Raw genomic sequence first — 17,475 nt, forward strand, 5'->3', positions numbered from 1 at the left:
CAATTGCCAATATCAATCCCACCGCTTCATGCATTGAAGACTGCAACCCTTCTTTATTAACTTTCGTTGCAGCGGTATCATCACAGCTGTGTATTTACCTACAATTTAAACTTTTAAACACGCGGTAAATTCTCATTTTAAGAATTTCACAAATAAGGTCATTAAGTATGAAGACGGCGATTGTATTGGGAGCTACCGGGCTCATTGGAAAACATTTAATTGAGCAGCTTATACAATGCAACGACATCGGGAAGATAATTGCGATTGCACGTAGGCCCATTGATTTCGGTACTGAAAAAGTCGTCTGTGAGCAGGTTTGCTTTGACCGACTCACCGATTACGCAGATGTATTTCAAGGTGACATTCTTTTTTCATGCTTAGGTACAACCAAAAAACAGGCGGGTTCTATTTCATTGCAACGCAAAGTAGATTTTGACTACCAGCTTCAAGTTGCACAAATTGCCGCTGACAATAAAGTTTCACACTATTTTCTAGTGTCTTCAAGCGGTGCAAATGCGCAAAGTCGCAACCCATATTTAAAAATGAAAGGGCAACTTGAAGATGAAATCAGCAAACTGAGTTTTGATAAGACCTGTATTATTCAACCCTCGCTACTACTAGGTAAACGCGATCATTTTCGCCTCGCAGAAACTCTTGGTGCCCACATTCTACCCATTGTGTGCAAAATACCGGGCCTTGATAAGTTCAGACCAATTTTGGGGGAACAAGTCGCCATTAAGATGGTAAAGATCAGCCATACACAAACCTATGGTAAAAGGACCTTTAAACAGGATGAACTTTTTTAGCCTCTACATAGGGTAAATGGCTAAGCAGTTAAGCTAGCCCTCTCCCCGCTATTTCGAGGGGCTTAAATCTTTGACATAACCTGCGCATGTACACTGAATTTCACGCCCTTTTACCTTGATACGCCAACTAAGCTTGGTATCAGATGCCAAAGTATCTGGATTATATCGATGGCTTTGGTTTCTCATACATGCCTTAAGCTCTTGTTGTGAGTAGTTCTGAGAATCCTTTAAAGTTGGATAACCTGATTCTACACATGCACCAACAACATATTTTGCCACAGTCAGCATTAAATTGCTCACCTCTGTTTCGTCTGACTTCGCCTCAGGTTTCTGAGAAGCCCCCTGCTGACCTTGATTGCCTTCGCATGCTACAAGGGGCACAAAGCTCAATGCAATTATATAGAAACAAATTGAAGTAGTGGGTTTTTCTTTCATACGTTTTACTCGCTCCTTGTGATTGACTCAAGCTTAGAGCAACTAGATAGGTTTGCCTTTAAATCTATTCATCTAACCCAACTTGTACCGAATAAAATACTTTTTATCATGTAAATCATTCGATTCACTCCCACTGTTGCTTACGGTATACTAAAACCCAATCTCCCATCAGCAATGCCAATACTAACATTCATTTAGAGAGTAGCATGACCAGTAACGCCCCACACAACACCCTAATTCAAGAGTTAAAATCTATCGTTGGAAATAGCTTTGTACTTACTGACGGCACAAAAAAGCAACCCTATACCAAAGGGTTTAGATTTGGCTCCGGTGAGGCACTCGCCGTAATTAGGCCTGCTACCTTGTTTGAAATATGGCAATCACTTGAAGCATGTGTTGATGCTGATGTCATTGTCATCATGCAGGCAGCTAATACCGGTCTAACTGGTGGCTCAACACCTGATGGTAAAGACTATGACCGCCCTATTGTGATCATCAGCACTATGCGCATTGATGATATTCAACTTGTTGATAATGCTAAGCAGATTGTTGGCCTTGCTGGCAGTACGTTATTCGGTCTTGAAGATACGTTGGCGCCACATGGTCGTGAACCACACTCAGTGATCGGGTCATCCTGTATTGGCGCTTCAATCGTTGGGGGCATTTGTAATAACTCAGGTGGCGCACTGGTTCAACGTGGGCCTGCGTACACAGAAATGTCTTTGTTTGCTCAAATTGATGATCAGGGCAAGCTGTCATTGATCAACAACCTAGGTATTAACTTAGGTGACTCGCCTAAAGAGATCCTGACCAATCTACAAACTAAAAACTACACTGATGCAGACGTGCACTTTCCTGAGCTTAGAGCTTCTGATGATGAATACCACGAACGCGTGCGCGACGTCGATGCAGAAACCCCTTCTCGCTTTAATAATGATGGTCGTAGGCTGTATGAATCCTCAGGTTGTGCGGGTAAATTAGCAGTATTCGCAGTACGACTTGACACCTACCCTGTGCCAGAGAAGCATCAAGTATTTTATGTCGGCACCAATGACTCTGCGGTCTTGGCTAAAATCAGGCGCGATATTTTATCAAAGTTCGAAAACTTGCCAGTGTCTGGCGAGTATCTGCATAGAGATTGCTATGACGCATCTAAAAAGTACGGTAAAGATACCTTCCTTGTAATCGATAAACTAGGTTCAAAGTACATCCCAAAAATGTTCGCTATGAAACGGACGGTCGATCGTATCGCAGAGAACTTTAAGTTTTTACCAAATAAGTTTTCAGACCGTATCATGCAGTACTTAAGCTGTTTGTGGCCAAACCACCTGCCAAAGCGTATGGAAGAATACCGAGATCGCTATGAACACCATTGGATTGTAGAAATGAGCAATGCAGGTGTAGCTGAAGCTAAAGCCTATTTTGACGAGTTTTTCAAGACCCATGATGGTAGCTATTTCGAGTGTACTGAAGACGAAGGTGAAAAAGCGATTTTACACCGCTTTGTAGCTGGTGGTGCAATCGGCCGTATGCAAACCATGAATAGTAAAGAAATGGGCGCAATCATGACCATTGATGTCGCATTCCCTCGCAATGAACAAGATTGGTTTGAACAACTTCCGCCAGAAATTGATGACCAAATCGCAGTCAAACTTTATTACGGTCACCTGTTTTGCCATGTGATGCACCAAAACTACATAATGAAGCCAGGTGTTGACGCTAAGGCAGTGAAGAATAAAATCCTAAAAACGTTTGATGAACGCGGTGCTGAATACCCAGCAGAACATAATGTTGGACATGAATATTTTGCAAAAGATGCACTAAAATCATTTTACAAAAAATTAGACCCTACCAACTCATTTAACCCTGGTATTGGTAAAACCAGTAAATGTAAGCATTGGCACTAACCTGCTGATTAACGCCTTTATTGTGTCTTATCACTCATGATTTATTGAGTGATAAGACGTTAATTGCTGTTGACGCCATTTGCTAAGTTAAAATCCCAATTATTCGCGATGAATTAAAATTTTTATATAATCTATTTGAAACATTTTTGATACACTGTAACACTATTAAAAATATTCAAGTGTTGTAATACTTATGAACCACCCTTTCAAAACAAGTGCTGTCGCACTTTGCACTCTGCTAACTTCCGCCTGTAACGCCACAAATCCAAGTAACGAAAACACACAAACAAAAAGTAACTTGCGCGTTGTCACTTGGAATATCGAACATTTGGCGGCAAATAACACTGAAGGCTGTAGGCCAAGAACAGAAAAGGAGCTATCTGAGTTACAAACATATGCACGATCGCTAAACGCCGACGTAATTGCATTTCAAGAAGTTGGTTCTGTGAAAGCGCTTGAAACCGTATTAGATCCACAAAAGTGGCAGCTAGTTATTTCAAACCGTGCTGATAGCCCTAGCTATACATGTCGCGGCAGTGGTTTAACTTCCACTCAGCAAAAAGTGGCCTTTGCAGTTAAAAAAAACCTTACTGTTGAAAAAGTTGTTCAACATAAACAATTTTCAGATTTAAAGATGGGTTTAAGAAGTGCGCTTGAAGTACAGCTTAATTATCGTGGCAAAACACTGAGTCTACTCAATGTACATCTAAAGAGCGGTTGTTTCGTGGATGATTACCGCCGTTCAGACAAAGATTCGTGTAAGCTGTTAGCAAAACAAGTTCCATTGTTAGACAAGTGGGTTGAAGACAAAAGTAACGCCAACGCACAATTTATTGTGCTCGGTGATTTCAACCATCGACTTTCTGCACCATACAACCGCTTCAGCCGTGACCTTTACCATCCGAATGGCTTAGCAAATAAAGCGCCTAACAATGTGACGAAATCAACACTATTTAACGCAAACTTAATGCTGACAGGCTGCCACCCATACTATCCGGCACCCATCGACCATGTATTAGTTTCTAAGACCTTAAAGTCAGACTATGTACAAAATAGTGCTCAATTCCACTACTTTGATAACATGGAGCCTAAGAAAATGCTAAGCGACCACTGTGCACTAAGTATTGCCTTAAAATAAGCACAAGTAGCACCTAGCTGTACACCCTATTTTGTACAGCTAGGTACAATCAAACCTTACTTTTCCAACTGTTTAATCACATCAATAACCGCTTTAAACAAACGTTTGTTTGCCAGCCCAATACTCTGATTTACGGCGGAGCCATAAGCTCCAAATCGAGCAACGACTAGCTGCTTTGAAGGTATAATAACAACATATTGACCACGATGACCTCGTAATGACACCGTGTCTTTTGGCAAAGATGGTAACCAAAAACCAAGGTCATTTAACCATAATTGACCGCCATAATGATCGACCACACCGACTCCCATCATGACCTCATTTATCCATTTTTGAGAGACGATTTGTTTGCCATCCCATTTACCTTGTTGATTGAACAACTGCCCCACTTTTAGCCAGTCATGAATGCTCAAGAACATTCTCGCGCCACCACGGAGATTACCAGCCTCATCAAACTCAGCAATTGCGTTATTTATCCCGAGCGGTGCGAACAGATGAGACTGATATAAATCATTCAACGACTGAATATCACCACCAGCTGCCACTGTTACGACATCACTAAGTAGCTGGGTAGTGCCTGTTGCGTACTCAAACGTTGTGCCTGGTGTGTACTCTACAGGGAGTTTTGATACATAGTTTACTGAGTCTCCGGTGTAATACCACATAGGACCGAGGTCCTCATAACCATGTATGTCCGGTGTTTCTGCCCATTTCACACCTGAGCTCATGTTAAGTAGGTTTTTTACCGACATTGAATGCTCGTCAAAGCTGACTTGCTGGTCTAATGTCAACTTGCCTTGTTGCTCAAGAACCCCTGTGAGTAATCCCGTCAATGTCTTTGCCATCGACCAGCTCAACATTCGGGTGTTGCCAGAGTGATGGGCGTCATACTGCTCAGCGACAAGTTTTCCTTGATACAGTACTGCAACGGCGAATGTATTGTCACTCCACGTATAGTCAAGGTGATTTTTGGCAAAAAACTTATCCAATGAGACATCGTGGCGAATGGCTTTTTGCAATGGTGTACTCGGTTGTTCCGTTGGTAATCGTAAGTCTTGTGTTTGAGCATGCAATTGTGATGGCGTCAATTCGTGAAGTAAGGTACAACCAAGGCCTTGTCGAAATACTGAGGTGCGGGTTAGATTCTGCCCACCGACTTCAGCGGTTATCGAAACCAACTTTTCGGAAGTATCTATGTCTAGACTGTAAACATTAGGCAATGCCCCAAGTGCTTCCGGTATGACCCGCTGTTTAATAAAGTCTAAAGACTCGCCTGACACAAAGTGCCGAGAACATAATTGGTTTGCGCTGTATCCTAACAAGACATTAGGGTCCGTGTTACAGCCACTAAGAACTAGAGAAGATGTAATACAACCCAATGCCAATACTGTGTTTTTCATATTTATCCCTTTTGTTATTGTCGAATTTTATGACGAATAACTAAACAATAAATACAAGAAAACCTGTCTTGAAAACTAACTAAGCACTGCTTTTTTCTGCACCGATAACGTTTCATTTTTCTTCGCGTTATACAGTACTAAGCAAACACCTAATATAAAGTTAGATAAGGTCAATCCCCAAACGATTCCATGAAACCCAGCCACCGCTGCACCTATATATGCACTTGGAACAGAGAGTACAAACAGCCTCACAATACTAAAATTAAGCGCAACACCACTTCGTCCTATCGCGTTGCAGCAGCTCACATAAAGCATCACCGCAGCAAGCGCAACATATGAAATAGGCAATACTGTAACAGCAAAGTTTATGGCGTCTTTCACTTCTGATTGTTTACAAAAACCAACACTGAGCATATCTGCGCCTAAGAACAGCAAAGTAGCAATAACCAGCTGCCATGCCACGCAAGCAACTACCGCCAGCTTCACCCCTCTTCTCACTCTAAGCGCTTTTTTTGCCTCCCAATTTTGACCAACAAATATAGGAAGTGAAGTCGTTAAAACCATAGGTAGCAGTAAGGCGATTGGCTCTAAACGCATTACTACACCGTATGCAGCTACAGCATCACTGCCTTGCGTAGCCACGACTCCCATCAGTAGTGACTGGGCTATAGGGGTAAGTAATTGCATCGCAACTACTGGTACTGACAATCGAATTAAACACCGGAACGTATGGCGACTTTTTTGAGACAGTAAATTAACTTTAATTGAAATATTTTCTTTAACAACGAGTAAAAACAAGGCATATGCACACCCGATACAAGCCGCAAAGAAGTGCGCTATCCCCAACTTTTCTAACCCACTAAGTTGCATGCTATGTGCAACAGGAGAGAACAACAAAGCGCTAATTGAAACTTGAGCTACAGAAAAAGTAACGAGCAACCAGGCCGCTGCGCGCATATTGCCAAACGCTCGGAGTAAACCAAAAACCACCATAATAGTGAAGAAAAGTACCACTGCACTTAAGCGATACTGCATATATGTCATTAACGTTGGCCAGACTTTCAGCTGTTGCGCAGAAGTTTCATCAAATCCCAATACGTTTAGTATTGGTAATAAGTTAAACCAGAACGAGGCTGCTAAAAGCACACCTACCACCGCCGTAAAAATCAAACTTACCGCTGCAAGTTCCTCAACCTTGCGCGCTTGAGTCAATCGCGTCGCGACAACAATACCTAACCCTATGGCAAAAGCGAACACGGTGGCTTGTATAGGCAGTGTAAAACTCATAGCCGTCAGCTCTTCCACTCCTAAGCGAGAGGCGAAATAAAGCTCAATTAAATCAGCACCAAATAGTGCTAAAATAGCAAATAACATGGGTGTCGTGAGCTGTCCTAGTACCGCACTTGTGGAGCCTGTTAAAATCCAGCGTTTACGTACTGCTCGTAAACGTTGCTTTTGACATGTTACATTTGAAGAAACGGCACCGTCAGGAATTAGGTATTTTTTACGTGTCATATTGCGTGGTTTACTCCTTGGTATTAAACCATTTTATTATTATTTCAAGCATTCTCTATAAGGCACAGACCAGTGCTCTTCAAAAGAGTTCCTCAGGTATTTTATGTACTCGGCCAATCGCCGAAGAAATAAGATAAGCCACAAGTAGCATATAATTAGTAAGAAAATGTGAACCCGATGAATACGCTGGTTTTATGTACAAAGTCATTACTTAAAATTCAGCCAAAGTAACGACTTTTAAGTAGCCTGCAAAGCCGTCATAATTACCACCGATGCGTATCAAAATAAGTAAATAAATATGGGTCAAAAATCGACCGAGGAACAGGTAACTGCTGCCTCACCTTGCATTCGAAATTGTTGCTTAAACGATAAGGATATATGTATTGGCTGCCTTCGCCATATTGATGAAATCGTTGGATGGGGCAGCAAAAGTCCGCAGGAAAAGTTAGATATTCTGGCAAAATGCGAATCCAGAAAACAAACCTAACAGAAGTAAAGGGGCACACAAAAACCTTAACTCTTTACTCATGTCACTACAGGATGAACTAAAGTACTTTATCAAGTAATCAAAAAAACGGCGCTATTGCGCCGCTTTTCAACACTAAACTATTGATTTAAATAACCAGCTCTAAAGCTAGTTGCTTTGTTAGGATCTCCTTTACCATCATAAACAGCCTGAATTGGGTAAGGAAATACAGGCCGCTCTCGGAGAACCTCGCCTTGAGCATTCTCCTTCTGTGTAAGCAGACTATTAGGGACGACTCCGCCAATCACCCAATTTTCCAAAGCCTTCACTGCATCAAACGTAGAGTTTCCGGGACCATCTATGCCACAATGTATCACTCCAGGTAATAAAAACAGCCGACTGAAATCACGTACTTCCTGTTTATGGCTAGCCATGAAGTCATCGACTCTTTCATACCAGTCAATGGTCGCGTAGGCAGGGATTGCGGCATCTGCCCAGCCATGTAATACCAGCATTTTTCCACCTCGGTTTTTAAATGCACGCAAATCGGGATCGTCGGCATCTATCATTTTGCTTATTTCAGCTAGGTTCTCAGCCTCATATTCATAGGAGAAGTCTCGCCAATTATAATCCACATGCAGTGCTTTAGGATAAGCAATGTATTTCAAATATTCTGTCGCGGCATAATAATGAAATGGCTTTAGCTGCGTCAGTTGCGGTGCAACCCACCCCATCCACTCGACCTCTGAACCATAAGGTAAACCGCCATAAATGACCTCATCTTGTGAATTTCGAGATGGTTCATAAAGTGCTTTTACTGCATCGACCTGTTGTTGCGAAAAACAATCTTGTACTTGCCCAGCCTCACAGACTAAAGTTTGAGGGTCAAAATCACAGAGTCTCGGATCGCTGATAACCCCATCTTTTAAACCGTCATACGCATCACAGCGTGCCATAGCCGCTTTAGCGATTTTAGGAATGTCACTTGGAGCGAAAATCGGCTCGTCTCGCTCATTGAGTATTGCACGCGCGTTATCCATGCAATTTACTAAATTCACATTTGTGTAATTGATGGTTGGCCCTCTTGCTATCACACCGTCAAAGTCATTGGGATACCGTTTTGCAGCCATTACGCCAGCGTGTCCACCTTTTGAGCAGCCAGTGATAAATGAATACTGAGGCTGAGTATGATAGTACTTTTCCATAATCGCTTTAGCGGCCACAGTTACTACGTGATTGGCACGATAGGCAAAGTCAATTTTACCTTGCTCATTATTTCTCGCCCACTTACCATCAAAGCCATAAGCGGTATGTCCTCCATCATGGCTCATAGTTGCATAACGCCGTACTAATCCCGCCATGGGTGGGTAAGAGCTGACATCACCACAAAACCCCATGCATGCATTGAGTAAATACTTCTGATTCCATTGCTCACGGGCAGGTAGGCGCAGTTCAAAACGAATTGTTGGCGTCACGTACCCCCGCACTAAGCAATGATCTGGTAAGTGCTTTTGCGACTTTGAAATTGGTGCCCCCATCAACCTACTGTATTTATAAGCCCAAAGAGACTCAGTTTCACTCATTTCATAATTTTTGACGAAACGTGATTCAATTACATTGGTCGCAGCTTCTCCGTCTTCTAGTTTTGCAAAGTCATCGAAGCGTAATGCCATACAAGCACGCTCTTCAGGACTTATTTGCATCTCTGCAGTCGCAGCCAACAAATTGTGGGAAACAGGCAGACCTCCTATAAAAGTTAGTAAACAAGCTGTTTGTTTTAGAATATTAGATTTTACAGACATCCCATAAAGCTCCTTTCTAGGGTTATATACAATTGATAATCATTATCTATTGCATGTAAATTGTCTTGTATACATCATGGAAACTCAAGTAAATTAAATGAAAATTTGGACGTAAACATAGGATTGAAGTCATTGACAATGAAGATTAAGAGGCTCAGTCTGAGTGACCATTAGATGAGCGATAAAATAGAACCTTGGTCAAACTTAACTTATTGATAAATAGAGTGGGAGTAATTTAATCTTGAATAAAGGGCCCCTTAGGACCTTATCTAGACTACGAGGCTTATTTCTTTACTAGCGCGAGTAAAGTCAAGCTACCATCGTTATCACGACAACGCCTATCGCCTTCATCAGACTGAACAATTAATGTGTAATAAATGCCTTTACGACCGTCACTTTCGGATTTAAGTGCTTAACCTAATATGTAATTTTCTAAATTTTTGCTGAGTCCGGATAAACACCGTATACGTTCTTAAATTCAATGACATACTGATAACCGTTATATCTAACGTCGTAAACTAGCCCATCACATGTGAAAATTGTATTTGCAGAAGCAGAAAGTGAAACAAAACCAGAAGCCAACAAAGCACCTAACAGTAATTTTTTCATTGCCATATTTCCTTTTATGATGTGTCGATTACCTTGTGTAATCAATCAGTTTCCATTTTGGGTGTGAGTTTTGTCACTATCATGTTGAACTTTAGCTCTAAAAAGTTATTTTGGCAGGTATTCTGCATTTCTAGATAGCTACTTGTTAAATTCAGCTTTTACTGATTAATTCAGACCAATTCAATTAAAAGTAATGAAGATGAAAGACCCTAGTGTGAAAAGGTGTTGGCTAAAAATACGGGCACACAGCCAACATGTGCCCTTTCTATTTTTTACTGTCAATTTGACAGCTAATCAATGAGTTTTTCGAGTCTGATAAAGAAGTCATTAAACGTTGCAGACATATCTTCGGAGTGCTCTTGCACTTGCTGTAAATCATCTTTAGCACTATCAAGCGTATCTCTTAACTGCTGCTCTTGCGAATCACTCAAGCCAAAATCCACAATAGACTCTTCGACTTCAAAAATGAGCCCTTCAACTAACTCTTGACATGATTGACTGTAATTCTTAAAAACTGATTCAATGTCTTCCAAGTCTTTACTTGCAACCTGGCTTAGCTCTCTTAGGCCTTTATTTTTGGCCTGAATGGCCTGAATATTCGTTTGTAGGCTTCTAAGTCGAGCATCAGTGCCCCTAACAATCAAAGCCAAAATATCGTTAAACCTGCCATATTTTTCATCGTCCTCAATCGGCATGTTTTTCACAAGTAACGAGCAATAACAGCTATTAAAAAAGCTGCGCTTCTCAATGTTAATTACCGTTTTACTTTCCCGCCCTTTTTTAAGCAACTCACTTTCTAGCGGGTTAATTGCACCAAAGTTACAAAAGTCTCTAAACTCGCCAAGCAAGCCAATTTGAACCGAAGCATTTAAATCTAAATTAGTACAGGTTTCTAAAATTGCATTAGATAAATCTGACAGTGTATTACACTGATAAGACTTTTCGATAAACTCCAAACATTGCCCCAGTTCACTACAACTGGTAATTGCTGTCATAGTGACTTCTTCGGCGGTTTCGCAGTTTACTTTCAAAATGTCGATTTCACTGCTGTATTTTACCAGTCGCTCTATTCGAAAGCTCAGTTCATCAGCATCGAAAGGCTTAGTAATATAATCATCGCCTCCTGCCTTAAAGCCTTCTAATTTATCTTCTATACAGTCTTTAGAAGAGACAAACAATATTGGGGTGTCTGAGTTGGCAGGCTTGTTTCGTATTGCTTTACAAACTTCGTAACCATTCATGCCTGGCATCACAACATCAAGCAGCACAGCATCATACTTTCGCTCATCAAACAGCGTTAGCGCCTCATCACCATTAAACGCCGAAAAATACTCATGTTCATCGCCTAACATTGTTTTAGCAATATCATGATTCACTTCATCGTCGTCCACCAATAAAACAGTGTATTTCATACCACCCCCAAATAGATGCTAGTCTCGATATTGTTGGGAAATATCAAAAAACAGCTCCTCTTTTTGCAAAAACTCGTCGAGCAATTCTGGGTCAAAGTGTGTACCATGCCCCTCTCTCATAATTGCAATCGCTTTATCGTGCTCCATTGCATCTTTGTATACTCGCTTACTGATCAGTGCGTCATAAACGTCTGCTATGGCCATTAAGCGAGCACTTAGAGGGATTTCATCACCCTTTAGTCCCATTGGATAACCAGAACCATCCCACTTTTCATGGTGGTAATGGGAAATTTCTTTTGCCGTTTGTAAAAAGCTGTCCGTTTGACCAAGCGCCGATTCCGCCGTTTCAATCGCATTGCGGCCAAACACGGTATGGTTCTTCATTATTTCGAACTCATCAGCAGTTAAACGACCTGGTTTGAGTAACACATTATCGGGAATGCCCACTTTACCAATATCATGCAAGGGGGCAGATTTATAAAAATTGTTGATTGTTTCTGATGTAAGCACTTCTTTGTACTTGTCTTTTTCACTAATAATGGTGGCAAGTAGCTTAACGTATAGCTGAGTTCGACGAATATGATTACCGGTTTCTTGATCTCGCGTTTCGGCCAAACTGGCCATCGCCTGAATAGTCACGTCTTGCAACCTAGACATTTGTTCGGTGCGTTTTTGAACCTCCTCTTCTAAATAGTCATTTTTGTTTTTAAGGATATCTTTGGATTCTTTATTTAAAAGGTGGGTATTCAACCTAGCTAGCAAAATCGGAGGGCTAATAGGCTTATTAATGTAGTCACATGCACCAAGTAAAAAGCCTTTTTCCTCGTCTTCAGCGCTGGTTTTCGCGGTAAGGAAAATTACCGGTATTTCACAATAAACTTCATGCGATTTCAGATATTTAATCACTTCATAGCCATTCATGTTAGGCATGACAACGTCAAGCAAAATAATATCGACATTGTTTTTGGCGACGACTGAAATTGCAGCTTCACCACTTTTTACTGCCAGCACGCGGTATTTATCCTTAATGATCTCCGTCATGAAAGCCAAATTCTCTTTAACGTCATCAACCACTAGTACTGTTTTTTGCTGTTCCATAGTCCCTTCTATTGATTTGTTGGACAATTGTTCACCACACACAAAAATATAGGTCTATTATTACTGAAACGCCAAGCTTGGACTGGATCCGATGAAAAGTTTAAGAATCAGCTTTTTTATCACATTCTCAATCATGCTCCTCGTCAGCATCGGGATTGGGCTGATGTCTTACTATGTGAAAACCGAAGTAAGTGCTCTTTCTGCAAAACAAACCCAATTATTTAAGCTCACTGAACTGGCTCATGAACTTAAACTCAGTTCAGATAATCTAACAAACTTTGCAAGAGCTTATGCTGTAACAGGAAACGATAAATGGCAGCAGCTATTTAGTTACACTTTACTTGTCCGCGATGGCAAAGTGCTCGCAGAAAATGCAAACACCTATGATTACTGGGATAGCTTGGCCGCGCCGCACTCAAGCTTGCCGCAATTTGAGAGAGTCACAAACGGCCACAACATTATTGAGCGCTTCCAACAGCTCGGCGCACAAGACTTTGAACTTTTACAGATGCAAAATGCGCTTTCTACCTCTAACTCTTTGACAAGCCTCGAAAGGAGTGCTTTTAATGCAATTGAAGGCATCCATAAAGACGAATATGGAAACTGGGTAAAAGATGCAACCCCAGATCTCGTGAGTGCACAAAAGATCTTGTTTAGTGATAACTATTTAATTGAAAAGTCAAAAATCATGTCTGCGATTGGCGAAGCACACAGGGCTATCGCGTCACGCCTCACAACTGAACTAGAAAGCCACCAAACCAGTTTAAACAATGCTTACTTACTGAGAAACATTTTTAACTTAGTGTTGTTAATAAACATTGCACTGTCCTTTTATTTACTTTGGCGACTTTACATCAATCCAGTTGCCTCAATTCAAAAACAAGTCGTTAGCAATGTTGAGCAGGGTAATTACAACTTTACTTTAGACGAGTCTGTAAAGGGCGATTTGTCAGACTTGTCCAAGTCAATGAATAAGTTACTGGGTGACTTGTCAGAGCAATTAGAATTTAACACCATTATGAAGGACTTTGGCCTAGCACTTAGAGGAAAAAAGAACCCCCATGAACTTGGTGAAGAATTACTGCAATTTTTGGAGCAACGCCTGTCTGTTCCACTACTGGGGCTTTATGTATTTGAAGAACAAAAAGTGCTTAATCGCGTGGCAGGGACAGGGTATAGCTGCAACTCTGTAAAAACATACACCAATTACGACTCTATCCATTTTCATGTACTAAGCACCCAAAAGCCCTACTCTATGAAGTTTGAGAAAGATCAGTACGCAATTGAGCTCAATGGCGAGAAACTATCAATTTGTGAACTTTATTACTTTCCGCTAGTGGTTAGCAATGACAGTATTGGTTTACTTGAGCTGGGCAGCTTAGTTGCTTTGACAGATCAAGACTATAAATGGATTAAGTCTGTTATTAACGATTTAGCAGTCAGTCTTCAGCTCACACAGAATATTGACCTACAATCCAAAGCAGAAAAACGCATTGTAGAACAACTTGAACTCAATAAGAAAATACTGGATGCCATTCCAAGTCCGATGTACTACAAAAATAGTGATGGTAAATATTTAGGAGTAAACAGCGTTTTTCACCAGTATTTTGGGACATTTGATGCGGACGTTTTAGACGCTACCGCAGAAGATATTTTCAATTATGAAATCGCCCAAGTATTTGAGCAATCCCACCAAGATTTACTCACTGGAAAATCAAATCAACACTACGAGATCACCATAAGTAATTCAGAAAATTTACCGCGTAATTTTATCGTTTATGAGGCCGTCTTTACCAATGCTGAAAATGAGCTAGCTGGCGTTGTCGGCCTATTATTAGACGTAACTGAACGCAAGCAAATGGAGCAAGAGCTGCGCTTTGCAAAAGATAAAGCCGACGAGATGAGCACGGCCAAAGGAGAATTCTTGGCAAATATGAGCCATGAGATCCGTACACCTATGAACGCAATCATTGGTATGAGTCATTTAGCTTTGAGAACGGAGCTCACTGAACAACAATCTGGATACGTAAACAAAATTGACCAAGCGGCCAAAAGTTTACTTGGGATCATCAACGATATTTTAGACTTTTCAAAAATTGAATCAGGAAAACTGGAAGTTGAGCAAATTGATTTCTCACTGCAAGAAGTGCTCGACAACGTGGTCAATATCAATGTGATACGCATACAGGAAAAAGGGCTTGAAATGCTGCTTGATATCTCGCCAGATGTGCCTATAAGCCTCATAGGTGATCCCTTAAGGTTGGGTCAGGTGCTTATTAACTTGTGCGGCAATGCCATTAAGTTTACAGAGAAAGGAGAAATAACGATATCTGTAACCACGGTAGAGCAGCAAGAGAATGCAGCAACATTAAAGTTCAGTGTTAAAGACACAGGTATAGGCATGTCACAAGCACAACAAGATAAGCTGTTTCAGGCATTTTCCCAAGCCGATGGTTCAATCACCAGAAAGTACGGTGGTACTGGACTCGGCTTAAGCATTTCGAAAAAACTTGTAGAGCTTATGGGTGGCAGTATTGGGGTAAATAGTGAAGAAGGCAATGGCTCAGAGTTTTACTTTACCACATGCTGTGGATTGCAGTCAGCCAAGCTGACCAATGTCATTTGTCCAGACAGTCAATTAACAGGGAAGCGGGTTCTGGTTGTTGATGATAATGAGAGCGCACGCGCTATTCTCACTAATTTACTAAAAGCCATGAAGTTTAATGTTACCTGTAGTGCCAGTGGTGCAGGTGCCGTTGAATTAGTGCAAGCGAGCAAATACGACATCATCTTTATGGATTGGAAAATGCCGCATATGAGTGGTATAGATGCCATCAAGCACATAAAGTCACTCGAACTCGAAGAAGAGCCTAAATACATTTTAGTTACGGCCTATGGCACTGACATTGGCATGAACGCCGAGATCCATGATTTGATCGATGCAATTATTCTTAAACCCGTTAATGCATCCGTCTTGTTAGACGCGATTATGGAGTCATTCAAACTAACACCACACACTTCTGGCGTCGCCTCAACACACACGTCGCAATCAGAACAAATAGAGTTTAACCAACAAAAAGTGCTATTGGTAGAAGACAACAGCACAAACCAAGAAATAGCCAATGAAATGCTTTGCTCACTAAATTTAGCAGTAAAAATTGCGGATAATGGGCAGATTGCTGTTGATATGGTCAAAAACGAACAGTTTGATATTGTACTTATGGATATTCAAATGCCCGTTATGGACGGCTACAGCGCAGCGAAGAACATAAGAAAAAACAATAAATTTGACTCATTGCCCATCGTTGCTATGACAGCAAATGTGATGAAAGAAGACCTTGAAAAATGTGAGCAAGCTGGTATGGATGGGCATATCGGTAAACCTATTAACTTTAACCAGATGGCGGAAACAATAAAGTCACACTTATCAACAAAACGCGGAGCAAAGCCTAAATCATCAATTGCATCACCAAAACCAGAGAAAAGCCCCGAACAGGTTGAGGATACCAATCAAGCACCAAGCTTGAAGGGGGTAAACGTAGAATGCGCAATCAAACGACTTGGCGGCAATGAAAAAGCGTTTTGGAACATCATCAGGAAATTTGCTAGAAACCAAATAGAAGAAACCATCAATTTAAGCCAAGCACTCGTTATTGGTGATTTAGAACACGCCGAGCGCATTGCCCACTCGCTTAAAGGTGCAAGTGCAAACCTATGTATCGATGAGCTGTCAAAACAGGCATCGGATATTGAGTCTGCAATTTCAAAAGGCGAAAAAGTTCCCTCTGAAAACATTGAAGTGATGACTCAATACTTGCGAGCGTTACACCAAGCGTTATCTGAATCACAACCGCAAGAAACGTCAACACCAGAGCAAAAAGTGTCGAATGTGGTGTCTTTAAACCTTTCACGAGATGATTTCATAGAGCTAGAAGAGCTACTTTTAAGTTGCGATACCCAGTCGGTCGAGAAGGTGCAAGAACTCAAAACAAAGCATAAAATTAGCGAAGAGGCTTGCAATCAAATTGTTGAGCTCATCGAAGATTTTGAATTTGACCAAGCAAGAGAGGTCATCTCACAACTGCTCAACCAGTCGGCTTAGCCTTATAAGTGCTACTATGGTGAATGATCTTTGAAAGCCGTATGCGTAAAATTTGAATCTAAAGGCTCAAATCAATAACAAGTTGAATATTGATAAAGCCTTTTAATTTGATGGTGGACTTATATAGACATTATTTACAATATTGACGCCGGCAAATTCAAAACTCAACTCACCAGTTTGCCTAAATCCCAAACGCTTATAAAATGAATTAGAGGCATTCTCTGTCCAGGTGTAAAGCCAAAATTGTGCGCCAAAGTTTTTTCGTATCGCATTCAATAATGCGCTCCCCACACCTTTGCCTTGAAAGTGAGTATGGACATAAAGCTTTTCTAACTCGTAACCATTTTCAGGCCCCTCAAAAAAAGAGCCCTTGTTGACAACGGCTAGGCCTAAAATTGCCCTCTCCTGTTCGTATACTATTACCTCATAATCTTCCAGTGATAAAAGGTTGTTAAAATAGTCCTTTGTAAAATGGTTTATCGCAAAATCAGCATATTCTCTACGCATTCCATCAACTGTATACGTGTTCAACCATATTTGGAGTGCCAGTGCAGTTAAACTGGCCAAGTCTTCCTTTTTTGCGTGTCTAATCATTATGCTACTCCCCATCATGAAGGAATTTACAAGTTTCAACCTTAAACTTAACAACCACACACAACAATGAGTAAAAAATCAAACCCACATTTACCAAGTGTTATAATAAAAGATGAAAAACAGCTATATTAACATGCCCAGTCACTTCAACATAGCAAATAACACAAAATGTCAGGGCGGGATCACACTTT

At 41.0% G+C, this 17,475-nt stretch carries 13 protein-coding genes; 5 read left to right on the forward strand and 8 right to left on the reverse strand.

Annotation, left to right across the window (positions count from 1 at the left end; translation table 11 throughout):
* The first annotated feature begins 167 nt into the window (after positions 1-167).
* Complete coding sequence (locus tag N482_RS07460) at positions 168-806, forward strand: NAD(P)H-binding protein (protein ID WP_063376438.1); 639 nt, start codon at positions 168-170, stop codon at positions 804-806.
* Positions 807-854: 48 nt separating this feature from the next.
* Here the strand turns inward: N482_RS07460 and N482_RS07465 are convergent, their stop codons facing one another.
* Complete coding sequence (locus tag N482_RS07465) at positions 855-1,241, reverse strand: hypothetical protein (protein ID WP_063376439.1); 387 nt, start codon at positions 1,239-1,241, stop codon at positions 855-857.
* A 206-nt stretch (positions 1,242-1,447) separates the two neighbouring features.
* Here N482_RS07465 and dld point away from each other — a divergent pair, with 206 nt between their 5' ends.
* Both dld and N482_RS07475 read left to right on the forward strand, forming a co-directional pair.
* The gene (gene dld, locus N482_RS07470) at positions 1,448-3,148 is read left to right on the forward strand and encodes a D-lactate dehydrogenase (RefSeq protein WP_063376440.1); all 1,701 of its coding nucleotides are present in this window, start codon (positions 1,448-1,450) and stop codon (positions 3,146-3,148) included.
* 193 nt (positions 3,149-3,341) lie between these two features.
* Complete coding sequence (locus tag N482_RS07475) at positions 3,342-4,286, forward strand: endonuclease/exonuclease/phosphatase family protein (RefSeq protein ID WP_063376441.1); 945 nt, start codon at positions 3,342-3,344, stop codon at positions 4,284-4,286.
* Between the two features lie 56 nt (positions 4,287-4,342).
* Here the strand turns inward: N482_RS07475 and N482_RS07480 are convergent, their stop codons facing one another.
* Both N482_RS07480 and N482_RS07485 read right to left on the reverse strand, forming a co-directional pair.
* Entirely contained in the window at positions 4,343-5,686 is a 1,344-nt protein-coding gene (locus N482_RS07480; protein WP_063376442.1) for a serine hydrolase domain-containing protein, read from the reverse strand.
* Positions 5,687-5,761: 75 nt separating this feature from the next.
* The gene (locus N482_RS07485) at positions 5,762-7,201 is read right to left on the reverse strand and encodes an MATE family efflux transporter (RefSeq protein ID WP_063376443.1); all 1,440 of its coding nucleotides are present in this window, start codon (positions 7,199-7,201) and stop codon (positions 5,762-5,764) included.
* A gap of 298 nt (positions 7,202-7,499) precedes the next feature.
* Here N482_RS07485 and N482_RS24260 point away from each other — a divergent pair, with 298 nt between their 5' ends.
* Complete coding sequence (locus N482_RS24260; protein ID WP_081227822.1) at positions 7,500-7,688, forward strand: DUF1289 domain-containing protein; 189 nt, start codon at positions 7,500-7,502, stop codon at positions 7,686-7,688.
* A gap of 119 nt (positions 7,689-7,807) precedes the next feature.
* Here the strand turns inward: N482_RS24260 and N482_RS07490 are convergent, their stop codons facing one another.
* The 4 genes from N482_RS07490 to N482_RS07500 all read right to left on the reverse strand — a co-directional run bounded on the left by N482_RS07490 (position 7,808) and on the right by N482_RS07500 (position 12,588).
* Entirely contained in the window at positions 7,808-9,469 is a 1,662-nt protein-coding gene (locus tag N482_RS07490) for a tannase/feruloyl esterase family alpha/beta hydrolase (protein ID WP_063376444.1), read from the reverse strand.
* Positions 9,470-9,901: 432 nt separating this feature from the next.
* Entirely contained in the window at positions 9,902-10,078 is a 177-nt protein-coding gene (locus tag N482_RS24760; RefSeq protein ID WP_155730538.1) for a hypothetical protein, read from the reverse strand.
* Between the two features lie 290 nt (positions 10,079-10,368).
* On the reverse strand, positions 10,369-11,490 hold the full coding sequence (locus N482_RS07495; protein WP_063376445.1) for a response regulator: 1,122 nt from the start codon (positions 11,488-11,490) through the stop codon (positions 10,369-10,371).
* 18 nt (positions 11,491-11,508) lie between these two features.
* Positions 11,509-12,588, reverse strand: coding sequence for an HD-GYP domain-containing protein (locus N482_RS07500; RefSeq protein WP_063376446.1), 1,080 nt, complete (start codon positions 12,586-12,588; stop codon positions 11,509-11,511).
* A 91-nt stretch (positions 12,589-12,679) separates the two neighbouring features.
* Between N482_RS07500 and N482_RS07505 the strand changes: the two genes are divergently transcribed.
* Positions 12,680-16,690, forward strand: a complete 4,011-nt coding sequence (locus N482_RS07505; RefSeq protein WP_063376447.1) for a response regulator — start codon at positions 12,680-12,682, stop codon at positions 16,688-16,690.
* Positions 16,691-16,792: 102 nt separating this feature from the next.
* Here the strand turns inward: N482_RS07505 and N482_RS07510 are convergent, their stop codons facing one another.
* Positions 16,793-17,284, reverse strand: a complete 492-nt coding sequence (locus N482_RS07510) for a GNAT family N-acetyltransferase (RefSeq protein WP_063376448.1) — start codon at positions 17,282-17,284, stop codon at positions 16,793-16,795.
* Positions 17,285-17,475 lie beyond the last annotated feature (191 nt).

The sequence above is a fragment of the Pseudoalteromonas luteoviolacea NCIMB 1942 genome (assembly GCF_001625595.1).
Lineage (GTDB): Bacteria > Pseudomonadota > Gammaproteobacteria > Enterobacterales > Alteromonadaceae > Pseudoalteromonas > Pseudoalteromonas luteoviolacea_A.